Here is a 23,965-nt window from a genome sequence, read left to right on the forward strand (position 1 = left end):
TAATGTTCAAGCCTTTGCCGACCATTTTGGTTATATTTGTAGAGAAATGTAACTATTATCTTATGTATTCAGAATTAGAAATCAAGTTATTCAAACAACGATTTCATGGAGCAGTTAATATAAACGGGATTGATTTTCAGATTCATTATGCTCTTAATATTGCCCTAAATCTGCTCTCGGTAGAAGAACCATTGGGCTCTATTACATTAGAAGGTATTGAAGACCTTGATTTACAGCCTATAAAAGCAGGAAATGTTTATGTACAAGTGAAAACTTCTAATACCTCATGGCATTTATGTCAGCTATCAGAGCCACTTATAAACTTCATATCCCAAAATAAAACCACTGGTACAGAGAATTCATTTCAACTTGTAACAGATTTTGAACAGCGAGAATCAATTAAAAAGCTATTTTCCAAAAATTATTCACTTGCTGAAAAAGCTAATTTGGTAGATGACATTCTCAAATGTAAGCCCCTAAAAGATAAGAGAATTACTCGAACTCAACTTGAAACTGTTATCTTAAACACTGAAATTCAGTCTACTACTAAACAATCTCTGATAGAAGATTCTAAGAGAAAATTTGTTTTGTTGTTAGATATTCATCCAGACGAAGCTGAAAATTTTTTACTGAGTTTCCTGTATAAATTTATTGATTGGTCAGTTGAACGGAAGACAATTACAAAAGCTAATATTCACGATTTCAAAAATAGATTTTCTGAAAATAAAGCGCGAAGTCAAGAATTTGAGGCATATGGCAGTGGGCTTATTGATAGAATTTCTTGGAGAGAAGATAGCTTACCAAAAGAATACTTCGAAGGTAAAAAAACTCGTTTTGGGCATATCGCTCTTGGGTTAGACGTAAGAAGGACTAAATGGCTGAATAAAATTCAAGAAATATTTGGTAAAACAAGAATTTGTGTCATTCGAGAAGCAAGCGGACAGGGAAAATCTACATTAGCGCTGAGATATGCTTATGATTTTTGGAATCATGAATATTCTTTTGCCATAAAGGCGGTTGAAACAGTTGAGCACTCAGAGCAAATTTCAAATTATCTAAAATCCTTATCAGAGTTAGGGCTGCCAGTGAATGTTCTTATTGATGATGTAAACCATACAAAAAGCCACTTCAGCAAAACAATTCAGAACTGTGCAGGTTATCCAATCAATTTTCTAATTACTTCTCGAAATGATGATTTTTATCACTTTGCTGATTCAAGTCTTGTAAATTCAGGCTTAATCTTTCCTATATTTGATATAGATGAAGCAAAGCTAATATTTGAAAAATTTAGAAAGGAAGGTAAAATTCATCATGATGTTATTTCTTCTGATTGGGCTTTTGAGAAAATTAGTTCCCCAAAATGCTTCATTGAGTTCATATTTCTAATTACGCAAGGACAAATGTTAGAAGAACGTTTAGTCGAACAAGTCAGAGTAATTCAAAGGAATAACCAAAATGACAAAATTGACTTTTTAAGGAAAGTTCTATTGGCAGATGCTTGTAAAACTCCCATCAATATCAATCGTTTGATAATCTCAGAGGTGTCAACTATTGATTATCAAACGATTATACAGAGTACTGATAATGAGTTCATTTATTTAGAAGACAGCTATATACGTGGCTATCATTGGGTCAGGACTTCACACTTACTAAGAATATTGCATGATAGCTACTCTAACCCTGCCATTACTGCATTAAAAACTGTTGCACTAATTGAAGATAATCAAAAGCCAGTTTTTCTTGGAAACTTATCTAAAATCCCAGATTTTGATGTAGAGGTTCTCATTGGAAACTTCAATTATATTGCTGATAAAACTGATTTAAAGACCTATTTAGCTTTCCTCAGCGGTATTTTCAAAATAGGTGAATATCTTTTCTTTTTGAGGAATAAAGAGGTTTACCAAGAGGCTTATGATAAATTTAATGAGGGCGTTTTATTCTTATTCAATGCCAAATTTCTACCAACTCAGGGAATAGATCTTTTTAGTTTGTTTGGTGATAATCCCAATTTCAGAGAAGCAAAGGAGTTGAGTGATATGATCACCATTACTCAGAGAGGTTTTTAACATGTCGGTTTGTTCGTGAATTCCAACGAATTTAAATATGAATTTAATGACACAAATTTGGATTTGGTTGGCGAAGTAATGGATTGGTTTTACTGGCTTAAAAAAAGCATTTTAAGCCTAAATCAGATTGAAAAACTTATCGAAAACTCTAAAATATTCGACTTGGATATAAGTTCTTTTAGTTTATTTTCGCAATCACTTTATAGACTTTATCCAGAAAAACATGATAAGTGGTTTACGAAAAATAAAGATAAAATCCTTACAAAGCTGGAAACCCATCTAAAATGTTCTATTTCATTAAGTAGAAATTATGTTAGCATGACTTATTCACAACTTGTCGAAGGTGAGTCACCAAATGAAGCTACTATGAATCGATTAAATACTATCCGTTCCGCCATACCTTTTTGTGAAGTGTACAAAGGGAAACATACTTTCATGTCTATAATGACAAAACTTGTAAAGTTGAAATACAAATATGACCACGATGAGTCAAAAAAAGAAACTCCCGCTGAAAATTTGCATTTTCAAAGTGATGTCGAGAAAAATAGAGTTTTAAATGATATTGTTGAAACTCATTTTAGAGTAAAAACATGGTATGAATTTACCGAATGTTATTATATTTTAAGAAACAATATTATTATCTATTGTGAGGATTTATGTAGAAGGCTAAGTGGCAGTTTTCATAAATTCAAAAATGAAGCACCAGTTATTGCTGAAAGCATATTGCACAGCTACAAAAAAATGCCTATCGAAGTTCAAGAATTGGAAAAACTATTTTCTGATTGTTGTGATTCATTCAATTCGTTTAATAACTTCTTGATCTTGATTATGAAATCAAAAGTCGTTCAAAATGAATACGATATCGAAGCAAAAAGATTAATGTTCATTAACTTCAATAATTATCTTATAAAAATTCCTAAAATGCAGGAGTTTTTCGATAAACTTGGAGAGTTCTCACCAACTTATTTCCATTTCGGAGAATTAAATCAACGAGAAGATAGAGCTTTTAAGAACTTAAAAGAAGTGTTGAAAAAGAATGTTCCAAATAGCATAGATTACTGGAATTTAGACACAATCATAGATTAATAGGGGTGTAACGCCCTCCGAAACTCACTCAATGACAGATTCATTAAGCTCGCCGCTTTGCTCAACGAAATAACCTCTTCGATAGCTGCTCGGTACAATAACTGTGAAAAACGCAATGGTTGCTCTAACCCTGCATATTGACCAGGTTCTTTGCTACGATAGCCTACTTTGTTCATCCAAATCAGAAAACCTTTATACGTCGCTTCATTGATAACCTCAAGGTCACGTAGGCGCTTCAAGATAGCCTGAACCGATATACCATAATAACATTTCTGTTGAAGCAGTTCGGCAAAAGCCAATTTCTTTCGTTTGCTCGAAAATACTTCTATTACACTTTGCTTCGGAAACAATACGGCCCCCGCAAAGCGGTGACAATATCGTTCTACATCAAGCCCTTCGGCAAACCCCAACACGATGTGTGCTAACTCGTGCAAGGCGGTAAATCGTTTGCGGAAGGCATCGTCGTTGGCATTAAGTACCACCACGAGTCGCCCATTGGCTTCGGCACTAAATCCTTGAAAGCCGTCAGTGGCATTGACCTCCAATACTTTAATTCCTTTTTGTTCGAGCATTTCAATCACACTCGGAATAGGTTTGGTGCCTAACTCCCATTGCTCGCGTAGGGAATCCGCGGCCTTTTCCACGTCTTCTTCGTTACGAATGAGAATGCCAGTAAGTGGATTTTCAAACGAAATGTGCGCATCCATCAGTTCTTCAAGTTCAAAATAACGTGCGAACCGATCTTTGGCAGTTTCGTTGATAGCCGTAGCTTCAGTTTTACTTAGTTTAACTTTTTTTCGATACTCTAATTTGTCAAACTGAACGTGGTTATCTCTGAAAAAGAAATCCAAACGAACATTCAAAGCTTTGGCTAAATCCAGTAGCGTGTCGGCTTCGGGTTTAGATTTGCCTTGTTCAAACTGGTGAATGGCCTGCTTGCTAATGCGATTGTCCATTTTATCGGCCAACTCTTGCAACGATAACCCTGCCATTTTGCGGGCAGTAGTTAGTCTTTCGGCAAGATATATGATTGGCGCGTCCATTTGAATTGCAATTATTTACTTGACAAAAGTAAAAGAAAAAATATTTTTTGTCAAGTGAGAAGTTCTAAATAAGAATTTTCGAAACTCAATACACTTATTGAGTCACTAATCCTCCCAAAATTTGATACACCATCTCCATTCATTATATTATCCTTAAAAATCCCCCTCATTCCAACCAAAAAGCCGCTGTGATGAACAGCGGCTTTTTGGTTAAAAAATTATAAATCAATAATTTACAAAATCAATCCAGCGCGTTTGAGCATTGCTTCGGGCTTGGGCTCACGACCACGGAAACGCTTATAAAGTACCATTGGCTTCTCACTCCCTCCTCTTGAAAGTACGTTTTCGCGGAACGAAGTAGCTACTTCTTGGTTGAAAATACCTTTTTCTTTGAACAACTCAAAAGCGTCAGCGTCTAACACTTCCGACCATTTGTAGCTATAATAGCCCGCAGAGTAGCCGCCCGCAAAAATGTGACTAAACGCAGTACTCACGCTTATCCCTTCTACTTTTGGATAAATTTGAGCACCTACGTCGGCTTTTTCCTCAATTTGCGCTACCGATTCGCCATTGGGTACGTTGCTGTGCCAAGCCATGTCAATCATTCCCAATCCTATTTGGCGTAGATTGGCTAGGCCCGCCATAAAGTTAGAACTAGCGCGGATTTTTTCGATGTATTCTTGGGGAATCACTTCGCCCGTTTGATAGTGTTTTGCAAACATCCGAAGTACTTCGGGCTCTTCCGCAAAGTTTTCCATGATTTGACTAGGAAGTTCTACAAAGTCCCACGCTACGCTTGTACCTGAGGTGGTTTGGTATTTGCCTTTAGCAAGCATCCCATGAAGGGCATGACCAAACTCGTGAAACAAGGTAGTGACTTCATTAAAAGACAACAATGAAGGCTTGGTATCGGTAGGACGTGAGAAATTACAGACATTGACCACGTGAGGACGATATTCAACGCCATTTTCTATCCATTGGTCTTGGACGCTGTTGTTCCACGCACCCGCACGCTTGCCCGCACGAGGGAAATAATCGCCGTACCATACCGCCAAAAACTTGCCATCTTTGTCAAAAACCTCATAAGCTTTCACTTCAGGGTGCCAGCCAGGGATGTTTTTGTTTTCTTTGAAACTAATACCGTATAGTTTGTTGGTCAGAGCAAAGATTCCGTCCAATACATTTTCGAGTTTGAAGTATGGTTTCAACAACTCATCGTTGATCGCGTATTTTTCTTTTTTCAGTTTCTCTGAATAGTACGAAACATCCCAACGCTGCAATTTATCTTCGGCGAATCCATTTTTCTTTGCGTAAGCCGTCAATTCGGCTAGTTCACGGGCAGCGGCAGGTTCGGCGTATTTTTTGACGTCATTCAAAAAATTGTTGACAATCTGCTTGCTGTTGGCCATACGCTCTTCCAAGATGTAATCGGCCCAAGTAGCGTAGCCGAGTAGCTTTGCTTTTTCATAACGAAGCTTTACAATTTGGGCGATGTTGTCTTTGTTATCGTTTTTGCTACCGTTGAATCCACGTCCGTTATAAGCCAAGAAAAGTTGTTTGCGTAAGTCGCGGTTGTCGGCGTACTGCATAAAAGGTCCGTAGCTTGGAGCATGTAGCGTAAACACCCAACCTTCTTTATTGAGACGTTTGGCAGCGGCCTTTGCAGCTTCTTTCACAAAATCGGGCAACCCTGCAAGGTCTTTTTCGTCGGTTACTACGAGCGAATATTCGTTGGTTTCGGCGAGGTTGTTTTCAGAAAATTTGATCGACAATTGCGACAATTCTTTGTTGATACCACGCAGTTTTTCTTTGTCAGCGGCGTTGAGATTGGCACCATTACGGGCAAAGCTTTTGTAGGTTTTTTCCAAAAGCATTGCACTTTCTGTATCAAGTTTGAGCTTATCGCGTTGATCCCACACTGCTTTTACACGCGCAAAAAGCTTGTCGTTGAGCGTAATATCATTGCCATATTCGGTAAGTAGCGGGGAGGCTTCGCGTACTGTTTTCTGGATTTCGGGGTTGGTTTCAGCCCCATTCAAATGAAACAATATCGAACTGGCTTTGCCTACATTTTCGCCACCTTGCTCCAGCGCAATGATGGTATTTTCGAAAGTAGGTTTGGCTTTGTTGTCAACAATCGCATCAATTTCTTTCTTTCCTTGCGCCATTGCTTCTTTCAAAGCTGGCAAAAAATGTTCGGGTTTGATTTTGTCATAAGGGGCCGTTTGATGGGGGGTATCAAAGGGCTGTAAAAGTGGGTTTGAACTCATGTTACTGGTGTTTTGTGCAACGGCCATGCTACTGCTCAGCAGCAAGCCAAAAAATAGAGATTTGGTTTTCATGGGATGAAAGAACGGTTAGTTTTTAATGAAGTGGCAAGTTAATACTTGTATTCCAAAAATTCCTCCCCCAATTGAGGGGAGAGTATTTACCAAAACGGAAACAAATCTAAGCTAATTCCCTAACAATCAAGAATCTTCTTTCAAAACATAACCCATTCCAGATTTGGTGTGAATAAGTTTGGTTTCAAAATCGCGGTCAATTTTTTTACGTAAAAAATTGATATAAACCTCCACCACGTTTGTGCCGCTGTCGAAATTCATATCCCATACTTTTTCGGCAATGTCGGTTTTGGATACCACTCGGCCTTTGTTACGAATCAGGTATTCGAGCAAAGCCAACTCCTTGGGAGTGAGGTCAATAGTATGTCCTGCGCGTATTACGGTTTTGGTATCAGGGTTGATTTCAAGATCGGCGATGCGAAGCAAGTTGCCACTCACGTTTTCGCCATCAGATTGAGAGCGTTTCAAAAACACATTGACCCTTGCCAGAAGTTCTCTGAAATCAAAGGGCTTTACGATATAGTCGTCGGCGCCTACATTGAAGCCTTCGATTTTATCATCTGCTTCGCCCAGAGCGGTTAGCATCAAAATCGGCACGTTGGGGTCGCGCTGCCGAATATTTTTACATACCTCATAGCCATTCATGGAGGGCAAGTTGATATCCAAAATCACTAAATCGAAGTGATGAGCAGCGGCAATTTTGCTACCTATCAGTCCATCATAGGCTACCTCGGTATCGTATCCTTTTTCGCGCAAGCCTTTACTGATGTTTTGAGCAATGCGTGAGTCATCCTCTACAATTAGGATTTTTTTTATTTCGCTGTTCATCAATTAGGCTGTCATATATTAGTTAACAATCCACTTTATTTTTTATTTACAAAAACGCCCGACTTAGTATCGTCCATCCTTCTATAGAGAATTCATTTGACCTCACAATAGTTTCCGTACATTCTACATCCTTTAGCATTTTTTATACGGTAAATATAACGAGTTTTGTCAGAAATTAGTTGTTTTGAAGTCATTCCTCAAACGCTCCACAATATGCAATTACACGTTATAGACGCAGGGCATTTCAAACTCGACGGCGGCGCGATGTTTGGTGTAGTACCCAAAACCATTTGGAATCGAATGATTCCTGCCGACGAAAACAATCTTTGTAGCTGGGATATGCGGTGTTTGCTCATTGAAGACGGCAATCGTCTAATGCTAGTAGATACCGGTATGGGCAACAAACAAGACCCCAAATGGCAGGCTTACTACTACCGCCACGGCGAAGGAGATTTGGTAAAATCAATACAGAAAGCAGGCTTTGGAGTAGACCAAGTTACGGATGTTATTTTTTCGCATTTACATTTTGACCACTGCGGGGGTGGGGTCGAATGGAAAGCCGACCGTTCGGGCTACCAAACTACTTTCCCCACAGCTCAGTATTGGACACACTCGGACCACTGGAACACTGCTAATTTTCCAAACGCTCGCGAAAAAGCTACTTTTTTCAAGGAAAATATTTTACCGATTCAGGAGGCAGGACAGCTTCGATTTTCGGACCAAATTGAAAATCCTTTTGGCTCCCACGTTACCCCTATTTACGTAGATGGGCATACCGAAAAAATGACCATGCTCAAAATAGCCTACAAAGGTCAAACGGTGGTGTTTATGGCAGATACGATTCCGTCGCACGCGCATCTGCCACTGCCTTATGTGATGGGCTATGATGTAAGACCGCTCGAAACGATGAAAGAAAAAGAAACACTTTTAAAAGAAGCCTTGGAACATAACTATCTGCTCTTTTTTGACCATGACCCACTCTTTGACTGCTGCACGGTAGAAATAACCGAAAAAGGGATTAGAGCCAAAGACAAAGGGTTGTTGCGAGATTTTATATAAAAAAATTCCCTCTCCTTGCAGGGAGGGAATTTTTTTAAACTAATTTTTAAGAGATACCTATTGTTGTTCAAACTCGCCGACAGCTCTGAGTTCTACATCTTCACCCACTACGGCGGCGGGCATACCACCTACACCAAAGTCAGTGCGTTTGATAGTACCTGTGATTTTGAAACCTGCTTTGGGCTTCTGAGTGCGCATATTTTTGCCCATACCAAGGAGCGTCATCTCCAAAGTCACAGGTTTGGTAACGCCTTTTAAGGTCAAGTCGCCCGTTAGTTTGTATTTTTTAGCATCTACTTTTGAAATAGAAGTGCTTTTAAAAGTCAGTTTTGGATGTTTCTCTACGTCAAATCCACTCGCACCTTTGAGGTCTTTGTCGCGATTTTCGTTATCGGTATTAAGGCTATTGACATCAGCCGATACTTCAAAAACGGCATCCGAAAAATCTTCTTTGGAAGATTTGATAGTAGCATCAAAAGTTTTGAAGTTGCCATCTACTTCCGAAATCATCAAGTGCGTTACCGTAAAGCCTAATTTCGAGTGAGCCTTATCGACATTCCAAGTTTGCGCAAAAGAGGCAAATGACACCAAAAAGGCCGCTACAAAAGTGATTTTTTTCATTGGTTATACAGGTTTTGTGATAAAATAGGAAAAAATTGTAATGTGCAAATCAAGCACAATATACGTTTTATCTTCTCGACAAATCGACTATTTCACAAAATACCTCTGCCATTTGCCAAAATAAAGGTGTAGTTACATTTATTTTTAGCGCGACATTCTCATCGCAATACCTTGATCGCGGAGGTATGTTTTAAGGACAGGAATATCGATTTCTTTGAAATGGAAAATACTTGCCGCCAAACCAGCATCTGCATATCCTGCCGTAAAAACATCATAGAAATGAGCCATTGTACCTGCTCCACCCGAAGCAATCACGGGAATATTGGCCGCTGACGAAATCGCCGCAGTGAGCTCTAAGGCAAAACCATTTTTGGTACCATCGGTGTCCATCGATGTTAGTAAAATCTCGCCAGCGCCTCTTTCTTCTACTTCTTTGGCCCAAGCCAAGGTGCGGAGTTCGGTAGGTTTGCGGCCACCATGTGTATGCACAATGTCAATCATTTCTTCGCCATTTTCGGTCTGAACAGCGATACGGCGTGTATCTATTGCCACCACAATACACTGACTTCCAAACTCTAACGCCAACTCATTGATAAGACCGGGATTGCGTACTGCGGCCGAATTGATAGAGACTTTATCAGCTCCTGCATTGAGCAAGGCCGATACATCGGCTTTAGAAGAGATACCCCCTCCTACGGTAAAGGGGATATTGATGGTATGCGCCACCCGACGAACCAACTCCAAAAGTGTGCTACGCCCCTCAACCGTGGCCGTAATATCCAAAAACACCAATTCGTCGGCACCTTGTTCGGCATAGATAGCGGCAAGCTCTACGGCGTCGCCGGCATCGCGGAGGTTCACAAAATTAACGCCTTTGACGGTGCGTCCATCTTTTACATCCAAACAAGGGATGATACGTTTTGTAAGCATAAGGGTACTTAATATTTCGTAAAGTTTACTTTTTCCATCATCCGTTCGGGGCGAGCCAAAGCCGTAAACCCATACTGCTCATACAGCCCGTGGGCATCGGCTGTAGCCAACGACCATTTCCTAAATCCCTGAAATTCGGGGGTTTGATTAAAGATACAATCCATTAGCCATTTCGATAGCCCTTGTCCACGGTATGCTTCCAGCACAAATACATCTGCCAAATAGCCATAGGTCGCAAAATCAGTCACCACCCGCGCAAAGCCAATTTGATGCTCCCCTTCATAGACGCCATACACCACCGAATTTTGTATCGAACGCTCAATCACAGCGCGGGGAATGTTTTCGGCCCAGTACGACTGCGATGAGAGATAATTGTGAATCAAATCAATGTCTAACTTTGATTTGTCGGTAGAAATCAAAAAGGGTTCTTTTGAAAACTCATAGAGGAAAGAATCGAGCAAAGACATGGTTTGGTGAACATAATGATACCGCAAAGAACTGAAAAAAAGGTGGTATTCCCCAACGGGCTTACTTGTCAATTTTTCTTTGTAATCTCTGTCTTAATTTTGGCTTAATGACTCTTTCCTTTGTCCAAAATTCTGCACAAAACGCCCGTAAGGGGCTTTGCAAGTTTGGTAAGGTTTTTTTGAAAGACGAGCCGCACAGCCCATGTGTGTAAAAGTAGAATCTAACATAGCCCGACGGTGAGGCGGAGAATTGATCCATTCATCAACCGCGTATTGAGCAAATTTTTCATAGGTATAAGGGTAAAAAAGATGTTTGGAATCACAATCCATGTACTCAAAACTACCGTCTCTTTTGCGGCGACAGCAATACTGCTCAGGGGTATCTATTACTTGGTATTGGCCTATGTTTTCGGATTTTCGTGGAAACTCCCACGTATGAAAACCTACTCTTTCATTGAGTGTAGCAAGGGCTGGACTGTAAGGATGATTGTGTCCATAAAAGTCCATCTGAATCATATCTTTCGCAAAATTTTGGGCAGATAGATGCAGTCCCACCGCATAACTTAGGGGTTTTAAGCCTCTATTTATCCGTTCTTGATTTGTCAAATGAAAAATCGTAGCATCAAGAAGCTCATAGTCGGGCTCGTAGACATTGATGGGCTGTTGCAAAACACGCAAACGAACAAACTCTTCCGAAGAAAGCCGATGATAATCCAAAGGTTTGGATTGAAAAGCACTTTCAATAAAAATGAGAAGTAAAAAAACAATCATCCGACCCATGGCTATACTGTATTTTTTTACATATAAAATCTAAAAATAATCAATTTTCGTCAATAAAAACATTTTATAAAAACCCCTGATGATGGTAAAACAAGCAAAAATCTTTGAAGGTTTTTGTGACATCAAAAAAACGTAATCTACTGACAATCAAAAAACACCTTATAATTATAGTCATTTTTAGGTTATCAAATCACTTTTCAAACACTGAGCTTGGCTTTTTGTGGTAACTTTGCACCTTCAAAAGTGAAGGCTTGTTTTGGAATCAATATTTAGAAGCCCCGAAAGTATCAATCATTTCTGAAATTCATTGATTACCAACGCTTTTCTAAAGAAAAGCCATTCTCAAACAATCCAACAAAAACAACCAATATTTACAAAACTTCATGTCAGTAAGAGTTCGTTTTGCTCCTAGTCCTACCGGCCCTCTTCATATTGGAGGGGTTCGTACGGCTTTATACAATTATTTGTTTGCCCGCAAAAATGGCGGCAAGATGCTTCTTCGCATCGAAGATACCGACCAAAACCGCTACGTACCAGGCGCCGAAGCCTATATTTTGGAAGCCTTGGCCTGGATAGGTATCCAAATCGACGAAGGACAAGGCGTAGGCGGCCCCCACGCCCCTTATCGTCAGTCTGAGCGTAAAGAGATGTATCGCCAATACGCCGAACAACTCATAGCGGCAGGCAAGGCTTATTATGCTTTTGATACCGCCGACGAAATCGAAGCCATGCGCAAACGCCTCGAAGAGGCAGGAGCTGATGCCGCCCAATACAACGCCATCACGCGTCTTCAAATGACAAATTCGCTCACATTGTCGGCTGAGGAAGTACAACAACGCATTGCCAAGGGCGACCCTTACGTAATTAGGATCAAAATCGACCCCAAACAAGAAATTCGTTTCAAAGACATCATTCGCGAGTGGGTATCGGTACATGCTTCTACGCTGGACGATAAAGTGCTTCTTAAATCAGACGGTATGCCTACCTACCATTTGGCCAATATCGTAGATGACCATTTGATGGAAATCACGCACGTTATCAGAGGAGAAGAGTGGCTTCCGTCGGCACCATTGCACGTGTTGATGTACCAATATTTTGGCTGGAAAGCCCCCCAATTTGCGCATTTGCCGCTTTTGCTCAAGCCCGAAGGCAATGGCAAACTCTCCAAACGAGATGCCGATTTGGGTGGATTTCCGATATTTCCGCTCCAATGGACCGACCCCAATACGGGTATAGTGGCTAGAGGCTTCCGCGAAGATGGCTACCTCAAAGATGCCGTTGTGAACTTCTTGGCTTTTTTAGGCTGGAATCCCGGCACCGACCAAGAGCTATTTAGCATGGACCAACTCATCGAAGCCTTTTCGCTAGAGCGTATCCATAAAGCAGGGGCACGTTTTGATATTACCAAAGCCAAGTGGTTTAATCAGCAATACCTAAAAGCCACTTCCAACGAAGCATTGGGTGAAATCCTCCAAAGCAGTGGCCAATGGCCCGCAGATACTTCCTTGGATTTAGACAAAGTGGTGGCCCTCATGAAAGACCGCGTCACTTTCCCGCAGGAAATTTTGAGCGAAGCCGCGTTTTTGTTTACGCCTCCTGCTACTTACGAAGAAGCCGTGGCAACTAGCAAATGGAATGCTGATGCCCAAAAGGCCGTTGCGGCTTACATAGAAGACCTTAAAATATTTGAAGGTGATTTCTTAGCAGAATCTGCCAAGGCAATTTGGGCCGCTGCGGCAGAGCGTGTAGGGGTGAAGATGGGCAAGGTAATGCAAGCCTTGCGCTTGGCCGTAACAGGCGCTGGACATGGTCCAGATTTGATGCTTACTATGGAAATTTTAGGAAAACAAGAAGTCATCACTCGCTTGGAAAAAGCACTAGCCACTTTATCATAATCATCATATGCTTACCAATTACCACAGTCACAGCCATTATTGTGACGGCAAAGGTTCGTTGGAAGAACAAGTACAAGGCGCGATAGCTCAGGGGCTTCGCGCCTTTGGGTTTTCGTCGCATTGCCCCGTTTGGTTCGACAATCAATGGAGCATGAAAGCCGAGCGCCTACCCCAATACCTGGCCGAAACCCAAGCCCTCAAACTCAAATACGCCGACCAAATCGAGCTTTATCAAGGGCTTGAAGTCGATTTTATCCCCAATGACCCCGGTCTACAACCCCTTGGCCCCAGTCATTTTCCGACGCTTGACTACTGCGTAGGTTCGGTTCACTACGTAGGTCTTAATCAGTTTGGGCAGCCTTGGGAAATAGACGGTAGCTCGGTGGAGTTTTTAGCTTGTCTCGACAGCTTGTATCATTCAGATATTCAGTCGGTTATTAAAAAATATTACGGCATCATCCGACAAATGGTCGAAACCGACCCACCACAAGTAGTGGGGCATTTGGACAAAATCAAAATGCACAATGAAGCGCGATTGTTGTTTGAAGAAACAGAAGCATGGTACGTAGAAGAAGTAGAACAAACGCTTCAAACGATTCAAAAGGCGGGATTGATTGTGGAAATCAACACCCGTGGCAATTACAAACGCGGCCTAGATCTATACCCTTCGGGCTGGATTATCAAACGAATGAAAGACTTAAATATCCCTATTTGTATCAACTCCGATAGCCATCGTCCAGAGGAAATTACGGCTTCTTATTCCTTGGCATTCGCCACGGCCAAAGAAGCAGGCTATGAAGAAATGCGGGTATTGTTGGGAGGAAAATGGCAAAATGTGGGCCTCTAGCGCAGTTTTAGTGCCCAAAGGAGTATTGAATAGTGTAGGTTTTGCCCTCATCTTTAAAAGTTTCCATTACTTTCAATGAAGTAGCACTCAGTTCTTGAATACTCCAAACAAAATTGTTGTTGCTCTTCCCATCCTTTCCCTGCTCGATGATTCTAATGGAAGCTTCTTGATTTTCAAATTTCCAAGTTCCTTGGGCATAAATCTGCGAATCTCCAATGTTGCATATGGTAGCGCCTTCGTCGTGGGTAAATTTGCTCCCTACCGAAAACACCCAAATATCATCGCGCCAACACTCGGGAGTCCTCGTAAAATAATCATCTCCGATCAAAACCCCTATGCTAAAAATATCATAAGAAGGCGAAATAGTGCCTCCTACCCATTTCCATTTTTGGGAAGTCAACAGTTCAATTTTTGAAGGAATCGGCGCTTCTTTCTGACACGAAAGCAGCGACAGTAAGCAAATAAGTATGAGTAAATTTTTCTTCATGTTGGTAAAGGTTCAGATGGTGTTATCAATCTCCTACTCCTTCTACTTCACACTAAAACCACCTCATAGTCAATCATCTTCAAACAAATCTAGGTTTTTATTTGGAGGATTACAATGAGGTGGTCAAAGAAAAATCAGTCGTCTTCGCCCAGTTCAAAAATAGCTTCTACGGGCTTGGCAAAATAGCGCGCAATTTTGAGCGCCAACACCGCCGACGGAACGTATTTATTGGCTTCGATGGCATTGATGGTCTGCCGCGATACGCCTACGGCGGCGGCTAAATCAGCTTGCGTAATCCGCTTGATGGCACGCTCTACGTGAATCGTATTTTTCATGCGGCAGTCCTCCTTTCTTCCAAATAAGGCTTCACGTACACTATCCAGTGAAAACGCGCCAAAAATACCAACGGAGCCGTGAGCATATTCCACGACAATACCACATAAAATGCCAACCCATACGACAACCACACCGACAGAAAAAACGCGGCTAAGTGTACATAAAATGCCCAAAGCAGGGATTCGAGCCGTACTTTCATAATCCACTCGTCATCGGTACGCTCGCGTGAGAAGGCCACAAAGAAAAAACCAATCGCCGTCAAAGCCATCAAAATTTCGCCTGCCAAGTCGTTGGTAGGGCCGTCCAAAAACTCACTCAAGCTACCTTTTTCTGCCACTCTAATGGTAGTCCACGCCGACAAAAAATGATCCCCAGAAAAAAAACTAAGCGCAGAGCTTACTTCTAACATACCTAAAATAGTCAAAATCAATGCGGGTGCAAAGATAAGCCATCCGAGGCGTTTGAAACGATTGGGCAAAAGTAATTTGGTATCCATAGCTGTTAATAGGTTGATTTTAATTTTCGATTCAAATGTAAAACAAACTTTACATTTAAGCAAACATTTTTTACATTAAGTCAAAAATAAAAGCGCGCTGTAAAATTTACAGCGCGCTTGCTAGGGTGGGTTGTCGAGAATTTATTGATTGAAAAGCACCTCCTTTATTATTCGGCTTCTGCTTCTCCCGCCGCACCCGGATAAGTGACCTTAGCAATCTCTTGGTCAATCGTATAACGACCGATACCTTCTTCGCCAATCACATCAAACAATTCGACCTGACGGCGAGCGATGTATTCTTCTTCGATTTGCTCTTTCACAAACCACTGCATGAAGTTTTCGGTAGCATAGTCGTCATGACGGCGAGTCAATCCAACGATGCGGCTGATTGACTGTGAAACAGCGATTTCTTGCTCCAAAGCCGTTTCGAACACACTACGGAAAGTGGGGTATTCTTGGGGGATATTAGTCACTTCGGGAGTGATAGCTACGCCACCCATATCGCTAATATATTTGAATATTTTGAGCATGTGCCCACGCTCTTCTTCGGCTTGGGTGAAGAAAAAATCGGCACTGTTTGAGTAGCCATTACGGTCCAACCAAGCCGCCATCGCCAAGTATTTAGAAGAAGACTCTGCTTCCATTTTTACTTGGGCATTGAGGGCGATTTGCAATTCTTCTTTGAGGGAAGTCCGAAGACGCATCAGATCTTTCATCGTATCGTTAAATTTTTGTTTTCTACATTGATTATTCAACAATATTACAATCTTCGGGCCAATATTGTTCTATTTCTGGGGGTTTCGACCAAAATTTGGAATGAGTCTGAATTTGCATATTCGACTCGTGTATCTGTATTTAGCATGAAGCCACAAATACTTAGAAAGGTACATAAGAATTCTGCTTGACTTAGAAGATACGTTGGAAAATGGAACTGTATCGCTTGAGATTTAGCTCAAAAACTTACTTTTACCATGAAAATCCAAAGTTTAATTTTTGATTTTCATGGAGCTGATTACGTCCTAAAAAGGATTTGTAATTGCTCAGGTCAATGAAAGCTACCGAGTAGAACCGAGTATTTTAGTACAGTGTTAGCTAAGTTTCTTTAAATTTTACCCGCTGATTGGCGCAGATTGAAATCGCAGACAAACGCAGATTATTGGCTTTATGCCCCCTTTTTTCAGCGAAAATCTGCGTTTGTATTATTCAGCGCACCTCTGCGAGCAAAAAATAAAACTATTGACTTAACAATGTATTTAGTTTACGCTTTAGAGGCATTTTTAAATGATTTTTTACCGCAATTGCTAGTAACTGCCTAACAAAAAGTTTAAAACCGCCCCTGATAGGATAGTTTCTTACCAAATGCACCCTGCATCCGGGGAGCCCACTTTAATGAGCATGAATTGACTTATTCTACCCATTATATCAAATCTTCCAAACATCTTTATTATTTTAGATTCCTTTTCACGGCTAACTCTATATTTTTAGCGACATTACCACTATTTTCTTCAAAAACACTGTAATAATTAAGTCTAAAAGTCGGGTTTAGTCCGTGGTGAATTGGCCTAACATCTAGCATAACATCGTGTAGCGCTCTTTTAGCATTCGCACCACCAATGAAATTAAAGTCTTTTCTTACATTGTTTCTCTGATAACTATCTGCTATTTTAGAATTAACATGACATAAAGATTTATAAAGATTCAAATCAAAGTTTAGGCGCAAGCTATCTGGATACAAATTTAAAGTTTTCAGACGATGACTCGAAAACTTAAAAAAATCATCATAAACAAAAAGACAATTATATTTACCTGGCAAATAGCCATCATAAGGAATATTGGTAGGCTGTGCTTTTGACAGGGTCCAATTTAACATAATAGCAGACTCTCCAATTAAATTTTCTTCATATAATGTATCCATCAAGAACATTCTATTAACACACCAATTAAAATATTGATTCTTTTTAGAAGTAACTCCAAGTATCTCTTCTAAAATTTTCACCACTAATTGCCGTTGATCCATAGAAAACATTTATAAATTTCAATGATGTTATAAACCTAGACTGTAGAGACCTCTAACTTAGGGATAATATAATCTAAACGAGCACAAATCAGTATTCCGCACATCTACTTTAACAAAGCTATTCAAAAATTTTCAGTTGCTCACTAAATCCATTTCTGCTTGTGGCACTATATATCACGTCACAAGCAGAAATCAACCACTAATGAACCATGAAAACTGTAACAGTTCTAAAATCAATCTTTTTAGGGGTTCTTTTTTCCCTAACGAATTGCCAAGCAGACAAAACAGACCCTGAATATCCTGGCTATATTAAGGGTAAACATAACGGGGAGGACTGGTTAAGACCTAAAATAAAAATTAGCTACTTACACTATTGTAGCCCTGCCAAAGAAAAAATCGGGTTTTCTGTTGCTGCTAATACTTCTTTTTCATATTTAGATGAATGGGTAAGTATTTACCATATTCCTACTAAATCAGGTATATATACAGTCGAAAACAATGACTTCAAACAGAATTGTAGTCAAGTAGTTGCCAACAATAGTTGGGTCAACATTGATGTATCATTAGCCGACTATAAAGTTTATAAAACCCCAACCAAATATAATCAAGTTACAATTTCCAAAATTGATACAGTTGCCAATACAGTAGAAGGTAGTTTTGAGTTGTTTTTTATAGCTACCAAAAAAGATCGTCCAGTTTTCCCCGATACCATACAGCTAAGTGGCACGTTTCAGTCTCCTATTTCTCTTCCGTACAAGTGATTATTATATTTACCCACAAGACTGGGACAAATAGCGCAATTTAAAACGTAGAATTGACTTTGATTGTTTTTAGAAGAAAAAACTAATGGCTTTGCTAAAATTATCAAACAACTGCAACGTTAATTTTAATTAAAAAAACCTTAATACTCAACTGACAAAAGCCATGAAAATGTACATCAAGTATGCCATTTTAGCAGCAATATTCCTACTATTCAGTTGCCATCAAGAACCTACTTTTAAGTTTGATTTTTCAGATTATGATGGAGAAATTGAGGGGATGCGTAACGGGAAAAAATGGGAAAAACCCAAATTGAAAACCACTTACATGAGCTACTGTAGCCCATTAAAAAACACAATAGGGCTTTACTTCATTACTAATACGTCTTTTACTGATTATCTGGAATGGTTAGATATCATACACATACCTACTAAAGTAGGAACTTACTTAATTGAAAAAGAGGATAACAAACGTAACTGTAACACAGTGTCTTCTATTTGTAATTGGATGCACTATGACCAAAGGGATGCGACCTATGATGTTGTTGAAATCAATCACAAACCCAATCAAGTAACCATCACATCGGTTGACACCGTCGCCAATACAATCAGAGGGCATTTTAACGTATCGTTGGTAGTAAGCTATAAATATTACAAGGTTTTTCCTGATAATATACAAGTAAGTGGATCGTTTCGCTCTCCTATTTCTTCGCTTTAAAGATAATATCCACCATTTTGTAAAATACCATCACAATCTAGGTTCATTCTTTTTTTCACAGAAAGCCCTATATAAGCCTAGATAGGGCCGCTTTTCTACCTTTACCTACTGCCTTCCAAAGCCCATGCTTTCTACTTAGCCTAAAATTTTAAGGTAGATAGTGAGGGTTATTGGCATTTAGTAGCAGATAGTGTCATTCGTCAAATTTCCCAATCAACTTATTTGTCAAGTGAAATTTTCAAAAACCTTCCTTTTCATTTTGGCTTTTGTAAGTCAGCAGTCCATCGCCCAAAACACCGCCAAACCTTGGACGTATTGGTGGTGGATGGGCAGTACCGTCACCGAAAGCGATATTACGTGGCAGCTCGAAAATTTTGCCAAAGCAGGGCTGGGTGGCGTACATATCATTCCTATTTATGGGGTCAAAGGACTCGAACAGCAGGCAATTCCTTTCCTGAGCCCGCGTTGGATGCAAGTACTCACGCATACCATCCGCGAAGGCAAACGCCTTGGATTGGGGGTAGATATGACCACGGGTACGGGATGGCCCTTTGGCGGCCCCAACGTAACACCTGACTTGGCGGCTAAAAAATGGCAGTATACCAACGGCAAATTTGAAAGCGTACTTACCAAGCAGGCCGTCAAACGCGCCGCGCCGGGTGGTGCAGGACTCGTACTTGACCCTTTTCTCGAAAATGCAATCCCCCGTTATGTTCAGCGGTTTGATTCAGCTTTTGCAACCATCAAAGAACTCCCCCGTGCCATGTACAACGACTCTTACGAAGTGTATGGGGCCAACTGGACTACCGATTTTTTGGAACAATTCCGAAAACGTCGTGGCTATGATTTGCAAAACCAATGGGCGGCCTTTACTGATACGACCACCGCTTTGGTCAAAATCGATTATCATCAAACACTTGCGGAGCTTTTACACGAAAATTACGCCAAAAAATGGACAGATTGGTCGCGCACCAAAGGCTTCTTGACGCGCTATCAAGCACACGGCTCCCCCGGAAACTTACTAGACCTCTATGCCGAAGCCGACATTCCCGAAACCGAGTCTTTTGGCAGTAGTCAGCTGCTTATCAAGGGATTGCGAGTAGATGAGCAATACGAAGTAGATCGCTACGGTACGCCCAACGCCTTGGCGATGAAATTTGCGAGTTCGGCGGCTCACCTTACGGGCAAAAAATGGGTGAGCTCGGAAAGTACCACTTGGCTTGCCAATCATTTCAAGGTATCGCTTTCGCAAATCAAACCGCAAATTGACGAACTTTTTACGGCGGGTATCAATCATGTCTTTTACCACGGTACTACTTACACCCCTAAAAATGAAGCCTATCCAGGGTGGCTTTTTTATGCTTCTACCAACTACGGCGTACATTCTCATTTTTGGAAACACTATCCCTTGTTAAACAAATACATCGAGCGGTGCCAAGAAATTCTGCAAAACACCCAACCCGACAACGACCTTTTGGTGTATTTTCCTATTCATGATTTGTGGGCCACCAAAGCCCGCGCAAGCGGAGGTATCCACCTTTTGGAAGTACATCATGTGGATAAGTGGCTACTCAAACTACCTTTTGGACAACTGAGCGATTGGCTTTGGAAAAATGGCTTTTCTTTTGATTTTATTTCTGACAATCAGCTTCAAAAATGGAATCCTTCTGCTCCTTCCAAATACAAAACTATCCTTGTGCCTGCCACTACCTACCTGCCCGAAACCACCCTTGTGCGTCTTCAGGCGTTGGCACAAGCAGGTGTAAAGGTGGTGTTTATGGAACATTTACCGATGCAACCTACCGGCTTTTTGCAACAGACCCAAAGGAATGAAATCTTTCAAAAAAATCTGAAAAATTGGACACAAAATGCACCTTCGATAGTACCCACTTTTGATAATCTTGAAAAAACACTTTCTTCTTTGAATATCAAACAAGAACAATGGGCAAAAAATGGCTTACGCTATATTCGCAAAACTGAAAATGGGAAAGTGGTTTATTTTATTGCCAACCAAAACCAAACCTTTGAAGAAGGCTGGATTACCCTTGCTAGTGCGGCCAAAGGCGTGAATCTTTATAATCCTTTGACCCATGAATCGCGGCCTTTGCCTACCCAAACAGTAGCAGGCAAAACCCAAGTATATCTGCGCCTTCTTTCGGGAGAATCTTGTTTTTTGAGACTTAATGATACTCCCAGCTCTACCACGGCCACCTCCCCTCGCCTACCTGTGCCTTCGTTTGGCTTAGATGGAAAATGGAAGATTGAGTTTTTGGAAGGAAGGCCTTATCTTCCTAAAGCAGCGGTCATGGACAAACCCACCTCTTGGGCTTCCCTTTCCGATTCGGCGAGTTATTTTTCGGGGACTGCCCGCTATTCATTAACTTTTAATTTACCCCCCAACTTTCCGCTAAATCGCAAATTTGTACTTGATTTGGGAGACGTTCGCGAAGTAGCAGACGTAACTATCAATGGTAAAAAAATCGGGACGGCTTGGTGCTTACCGTTTAGGTTAGCAATCCCTGCTAACACGCTCAAAACCAACAAAAACACCCTCCAAATAGAAGTCACAAATTTGGCGGCCAACTATATGCGCTTAAGGGATACTCAAAAACCTGATTGGAAAAAATTCCAAGAAATCAACATGGTAGATATTCAATATAAGCCTTTTGACGCTTCCAAATGGCAAGCTATGCCATCAGGGCTATTGAATGATATTAAACTCGAAGCCGCCAAAGATTAATCAATTTTTAATTGGCTTTTGCAACGAACATTCGCAATCCAGCGTAAGTTTACATAGAATAGATAATCGTATTCGTTTTTATGGCTGTTAGAGAGAGAAATCGCTGTTGGTATTGCCGACAGCGATTTTTTATTGTAGTCTTCACAAGGCTTATTCCTTAGAATTTTTGTAAATTATGTGACTTCTTAGCGTTCTTTGCGTTTCAAAACTATGGATACCACAGCGCATGAGTTTCACAATGGCCAATACACTTCTTAGCAAAGAAAACATTCTCAAACAATATTTCGGGTATGATACTTTCCGCCCTCTCCAAGCCGAAATCATCGATTGGGTTTCGGCGGGCAATGATTGCATGGTCTTGATGCCCACCGGTGGCGGAAAATCAGTCTGCTATCAAGTCCCGGCCATGATGAAAGAGGGCATCACGCTCGTAGTATCGCCATTGATAGCACTCATGAAAGACCAAGTGCAAGCCCTCCGCGCCAATGGTATCGAAGCCGCCTACCTAAACAGTACGCTTACCACCGCCGAACAATACGCTATTGAGCGGCAATGCCATGCAGGAGCTATCAAACTGCTCTATATTGCCCCCGAAAAACTCCTATCGGCAAGTTCGTTGGATTTTGTGAGAGCCCTCAAGATTAACCTTGTGGCCGTCGATGAGTCACATTGTGTCTCCGTGTGGGGGCATGATTTCCGACCCGAATATACCCAACTTCATATTCTCAAAGCAGCTTTTCCGGAAGTGCCGATGATTGCCCTCACCGCCACCGCCGACCGCGTGACGCGCCGAGATGTACTCAAGCAATTGGGAATCCCTGAAGCAAGAATTTTTGAGGCTTCTTTTGACCGCCCTAATTTATCACTCAATGTATTGCCAGGTCGTAATCGCCTGAAAATCATTGAGCAATTTATCAGCGATCATCCCAATCAATCGGGTATCATTTATTGTTTGGCCCGTAAAACGACCGAAGATATTGCCCAAAAACTCCGCGCAAAAGGCATCAATGCGCGATATTATCACGCCAAAATGCCCGCCGACGAGCGCTCGCAAGTACAAGACGCGTTTATCAAAGATGATGTGCAAATCATGGTGGCTACGATTGCTTTTGGTATGGGAATTGACAAATCCAACGTGCGCTGGATTATGCACTACAATATGCCCGGGAATGTCGAGAGTTTTTACCAAGAAATCGGGCGGGCAGGACGCGACGGCCTCCGCGCCGATACACTGCTTTTTTACAGCTTTGCCGACTGGATGATGCGCCGCGAAATGATTGAAAATTCGGAACTTCCCGCTCACCTCAAAGATATTCAGTTTGCCAAACTCGACCGAATGAAACAATACGCCGAGGCCGACCACTGCCGCCGTCGTATTTTACTCAGCTACTTCAACGAAGCCGTTGACAAAGACTGCGGTAATTGTGACGTTTGTCGCAACCCTCGTTCTAAATTTGACGCGACGGTTTCGGCCCAAAAAGCGCTTTCGGCCATTGCCCGCACTGACCAAAAAATCGCGATGGGCTTGCTGATAGATGTGCTTCGTGGTTCGCACAACCGCAATGTGACCGAGCGCGGCTACGACCGCATCAAGACTTTTGGCGTAGGCCGCGACCTACGCGCCGAAGAATGGGCCGAATACCTCACCCAAATGCTGAATTCGGGGATTATGGATATTGCATACGACGAAGCCCACGCCCTCAAACTCAACGACCTATCTTGGCAAGTGCTACGCAACGAACGGAAGGTACAATTGGTAAGGTTTGAATCGTACGAAGAAAAACGCAAACGCCAAGAAGAACAGGCCGAACCTGTGAAGACGAAGAAAGAGACAATCAGAGATGAGCTTTTTGAGCGCCTACGCAAGGTAAGAAAACGGTTGGCCGAACAAGAAAATGTCCCTCCTTTCGTAGTGTTTTCGGATGCGACACTGGCCGATATGGCCGAAAAACGCCCCATTAATCGCATTCAGATGCTACAAGTATCGGGCGTGGGTGAGGCTAAATTTGCGCACTATGGCGCTGATTTTATCAATGAGATTTTGGAATATGCTCGCTCCAAAACCCAACCCGGTACACGTGTAGTGAGTGGCATGACTTACATCGAAACGCTGGATTTGTACAAACAAGGGCTTACGCCAAGTCAGATTGCACAACGCCGCAATTTGAATGAACTGACGATTTTTTCGCATTTGGCCAAATTGTACGAAGACGGCAACGAGATTGACCTCTGGCAATACCTCACCAAAAGCGAATATCGGGCTATTAGGGAAGCTGCCCAACATCTTCAAATTACTCAAGGCGCGGCTCTTAAGCCCCTTTTTGAGCATTTAGAAGAAGTTTATGAATATTATAAACTCCGTATCGCGCTTGCTATTTGGGGTAAGGAAAATTAAAGTATTCATTTTAACCACGGAGAAACGCCCCCTGTACTTTTTCAGCTTCTCCGT

21 protein-coding genes are annotated in these 23,965 nt (G+C 41.4%); 9 read left to right on the forward strand and 12 right to left on the reverse strand.

All coding sequences use genetic code 11. The annotated features are described in order from the left end of the window. The first annotated feature begins 62 nt into the window (after window positions 1–62). Together G563_RS0122700 and G563_RS0122705 are read left to right on the forward strand one after the other, a co-directional pair. Complete coding sequence (locus G563_RS0122700; RefSeq protein ID WP_028667335.1) at window positions 63–2,066, forward strand: P-loop NTPase; 2,004 nt, start codon at window positions 63–65, stop codon at window positions 2,064–2,066. Between the two features lie 15 nt (window positions 2,067–2,081). Continuing rightward, on the forward strand, window positions 2,082–3,152 hold the full coding sequence (locus tag G563_RS0122705; protein ID WP_028667336.1) for a hypothetical protein: 1,071 nt from the start codon (window positions 2,082–2,084) through the stop codon (window positions 3,150–3,152). Here the strand turns inward: G563_RS0122705 and G563_RS0122710 are convergent. The 3 genes from G563_RS0122710 to G563_RS0122720 form a co-directional block, all read right to left on the reverse strand. After that, window positions 3,149–4,195, reverse strand: coding sequence for a helix-turn-helix domain-containing protein (locus G563_RS0122710; protein WP_028667337.1), 1,047 nt, complete (start codon window positions 4,193–4,195; stop codon window positions 3,149–3,151). The two genes, G563_RS0122705 and G563_RS0122710, sit on opposite strands and share 4 nt — an antisense overlap. A gap of 233 nt (window positions 4,196–4,428) precedes the next feature. Then, window positions 4,429–6,537 carry a M3 family metallopeptidase gene (locus tag G563_RS0122715; RefSeq protein WP_051211138.1) on the reverse strand — a complete coding sequence of 703 codons (2,109 nt, stop codon included), beginning with the start codon at window positions 6,535–6,537 and terminating at the stop codon, window positions 4,429–4,431. A 126-nt stretch (window positions 6,538–6,663) separates the two neighbouring features. After that, window positions 6,664–7,365, reverse strand: a complete 702-nt coding sequence (locus G563_RS0122720; protein WP_211235304.1) for a response regulator transcription factor — start codon at window positions 7,363–7,365, stop codon at window positions 6,664–6,666. A 213-nt stretch (window positions 7,366–7,578) separates the two neighbouring features. On the opposite strand from G563_RS0122720, the gene G563_RS0122725 reads away from it, so the two are divergent. After that, on the forward strand, window positions 7,579–8,424 hold the full coding sequence (locus G563_RS0122725) for an MBL fold metallo-hydrolase (RefSeq protein ID WP_028667340.1): 846 nt from the start codon (window positions 7,579–7,581) through the stop codon (window positions 8,422–8,424). Window positions 8,425–8,481: 57 nt separating this feature from the next. Here the strand turns inward: G563_RS0122725 and G563_RS0122730 are convergent, their stop codons facing one another. The 4 genes from G563_RS0122730 to G563_RS0122745 all read right to left on the reverse strand — a co-directional run bounded on the left by G563_RS0122730 (window position 8,482) and on the right by G563_RS0122745 (window position 11,213). After that, window positions 8,482–9,045: a YceI family protein gene (locus tag G563_RS0122730; protein WP_028667341.1), complete on the reverse strand. Its 564-nt coding sequence runs from the start codon at window positions 9,043–9,045 to the stop codon at window positions 8,482–8,484. A 144-nt stretch (window positions 9,046–9,189) separates the two neighbouring features. Beyond that, a complete protein-coding gene (gene hisF / locus G563_RS0122735) occupies window positions 9,190–9,975 on the reverse strand; it encodes an imidazole glycerol phosphate synthase subunit HisF (protein WP_028667342.1) in 786 nt (261 codons plus the stop codon). Window positions 9,976–9,983: 8 nt separating this feature from the next. After that, window positions 9,984–10,442, reverse strand: a complete 459-nt coding sequence (locus G563_RS0122740; RefSeq protein ID WP_051211139.1) for a GNAT family N-acetyltransferase — start codon at window positions 10,440–10,442, stop codon at window positions 9,984–9,986. Window positions 10,443–10,535: 93 nt separating this feature from the next. Next, a complete protein-coding gene (locus G563_RS0122745) occupies window positions 10,536–11,213 on the reverse strand; it encodes a CAP domain-containing protein (RefSeq protein WP_169579799.1) in 678 nt (225 codons plus the stop codon). A 392-nt stretch (window positions 11,214–11,605) separates the two neighbouring features. On the opposite strand from G563_RS0122745, the gene gltX reads away from it, so the two are divergent. Both gltX and G563_RS0122760 read left to right on the forward strand, forming a co-directional pair. Then, complete coding sequence (gltX, locus tag G563_RS0122755) at window positions 11,606–13,117, forward strand: glutamate--tRNA ligase (RefSeq protein WP_028667345.1); 1,512 nt, start codon at window positions 11,606–11,608, stop codon at window positions 13,115–13,117. Between the two features lie 7 nt (window positions 13,118–13,124). Then, window positions 13,125–13,964 carry a histidinol-phosphatase gene (locus G563_RS0122760; protein ID WP_028667346.1) on the forward strand — a complete coding sequence of 280 codons (840 nt, stop codon included), beginning with the start codon at window positions 13,125–13,127 and terminating at the stop codon, window positions 13,962–13,964. Window positions 13,965–13,971: 7 nt separating this feature from the next. Here G563_RS0122760 and G563_RS0122765 read toward each other — a convergent pair whose 3' ends face one another. The 5 genes from G563_RS0122765 to G563_RS0122785 all read right to left on the reverse strand — a co-directional run bounded on the left by G563_RS0122765 (window position 13,972) and on the right by G563_RS0122785 (window position 17,300). Further along, window positions 13,972–14,451: a hypothetical protein gene (locus tag G563_RS0122765; RefSeq protein ID WP_028667347.1), complete on the reverse strand. Its 480-nt coding sequence runs from the start codon at window positions 14,449–14,451 to the stop codon at window positions 13,972–13,974. Between the two features lie 134 nt (window positions 14,452–14,585). After that, entirely contained in the window at window positions 14,586–14,786 is a 201-nt protein-coding gene (locus G563_RS0122770; protein ID WP_028667348.1) for a helix-turn-helix transcriptional regulator, read from the reverse strand. Next, window positions 14,783–15,283 carry a hypothetical protein gene (locus tag G563_RS37205; protein WP_051211140.1) on the reverse strand — a complete coding sequence of 167 codons (501 nt, stop codon included), beginning with the start codon at window positions 15,281–15,283 and terminating at the stop codon, window positions 14,783–14,785. Before G563_RS37205 ends, G563_RS0122770 begins: the two co-directional genes overlap by 4 nt. A 167-nt stretch (window positions 15,284–15,450) precedes the next feature. Then, window positions 15,451–15,999, reverse strand: coding sequence for a ferritin (locus tag G563_RS0122780; RefSeq protein ID WP_028667349.1), 549 nt, complete (start codon window positions 15,997–15,999; stop codon window positions 15,451–15,453). Window positions 16,000–16,727: 728 nt separating this feature from the next. Next, window positions 16,728–17,300 carry a hypothetical protein gene (locus tag G563_RS0122785; protein ID WP_028667350.1) on the reverse strand — a complete coding sequence of 191 codons (573 nt, stop codon included), beginning with the start codon at window positions 17,298–17,300 and terminating at the stop codon, window positions 16,728–16,730. Window positions 17,301–17,509: 209 nt separating this feature from the next. Between G563_RS0122785 and G563_RS0122790 the strand changes: the two genes are divergently transcribed. The 4 genes from G563_RS0122790 (at window position 17,510) to recQ (ending at window position 23,911) form a co-directional block, all read left to right on the forward strand. Next, window positions 17,510–18,061: a hypothetical protein gene (locus G563_RS0122790; protein ID WP_028667351.1), complete on the forward strand. Its 552-nt coding sequence runs from the start codon at window positions 17,510–17,512 to the stop codon at window positions 18,059–18,061. Between the two features lie 163 nt (window positions 18,062–18,224). Then, window positions 18,225–18,776, forward strand: a complete 552-nt coding sequence (locus tag G563_RS0122795; RefSeq protein WP_028667352.1) for a hypothetical protein — start codon at window positions 18,225–18,227, stop codon at window positions 18,774–18,776. A 229-nt stretch (window positions 18,777–19,005) separates the two neighbouring features. Next, entirely contained in the window at window positions 19,006–21,516 is a 2,511-nt protein-coding gene (locus G563_RS0122800; RefSeq protein WP_028667353.1) for a glycosyl hydrolase, read from the forward strand. Between the two features lie 226 nt (window positions 21,517–21,742). Beyond that, window positions 21,743–23,911 (forward strand): DNA helicase RecQ, encoded by a 2,169-nt coding sequence (gene recQ / locus G563_RS0122805; RefSeq protein WP_229598554.1) that lies wholly within the window; start codon window positions 21,743–21,745, stop codon window positions 23,909–23,911. The last annotated feature ends 54 nt before the right edge of the window (window positions 23,912–23,965 follow it).

This window comes from Runella zeae DSM 19591 (assembly GCF_000423565.1).
In the GTDB taxonomy this organism is placed as follows: Bacteria; Bacteroidota; Bacteroidia; order Cytophagales; family Spirosomataceae; genus Runella; species Runella zeae.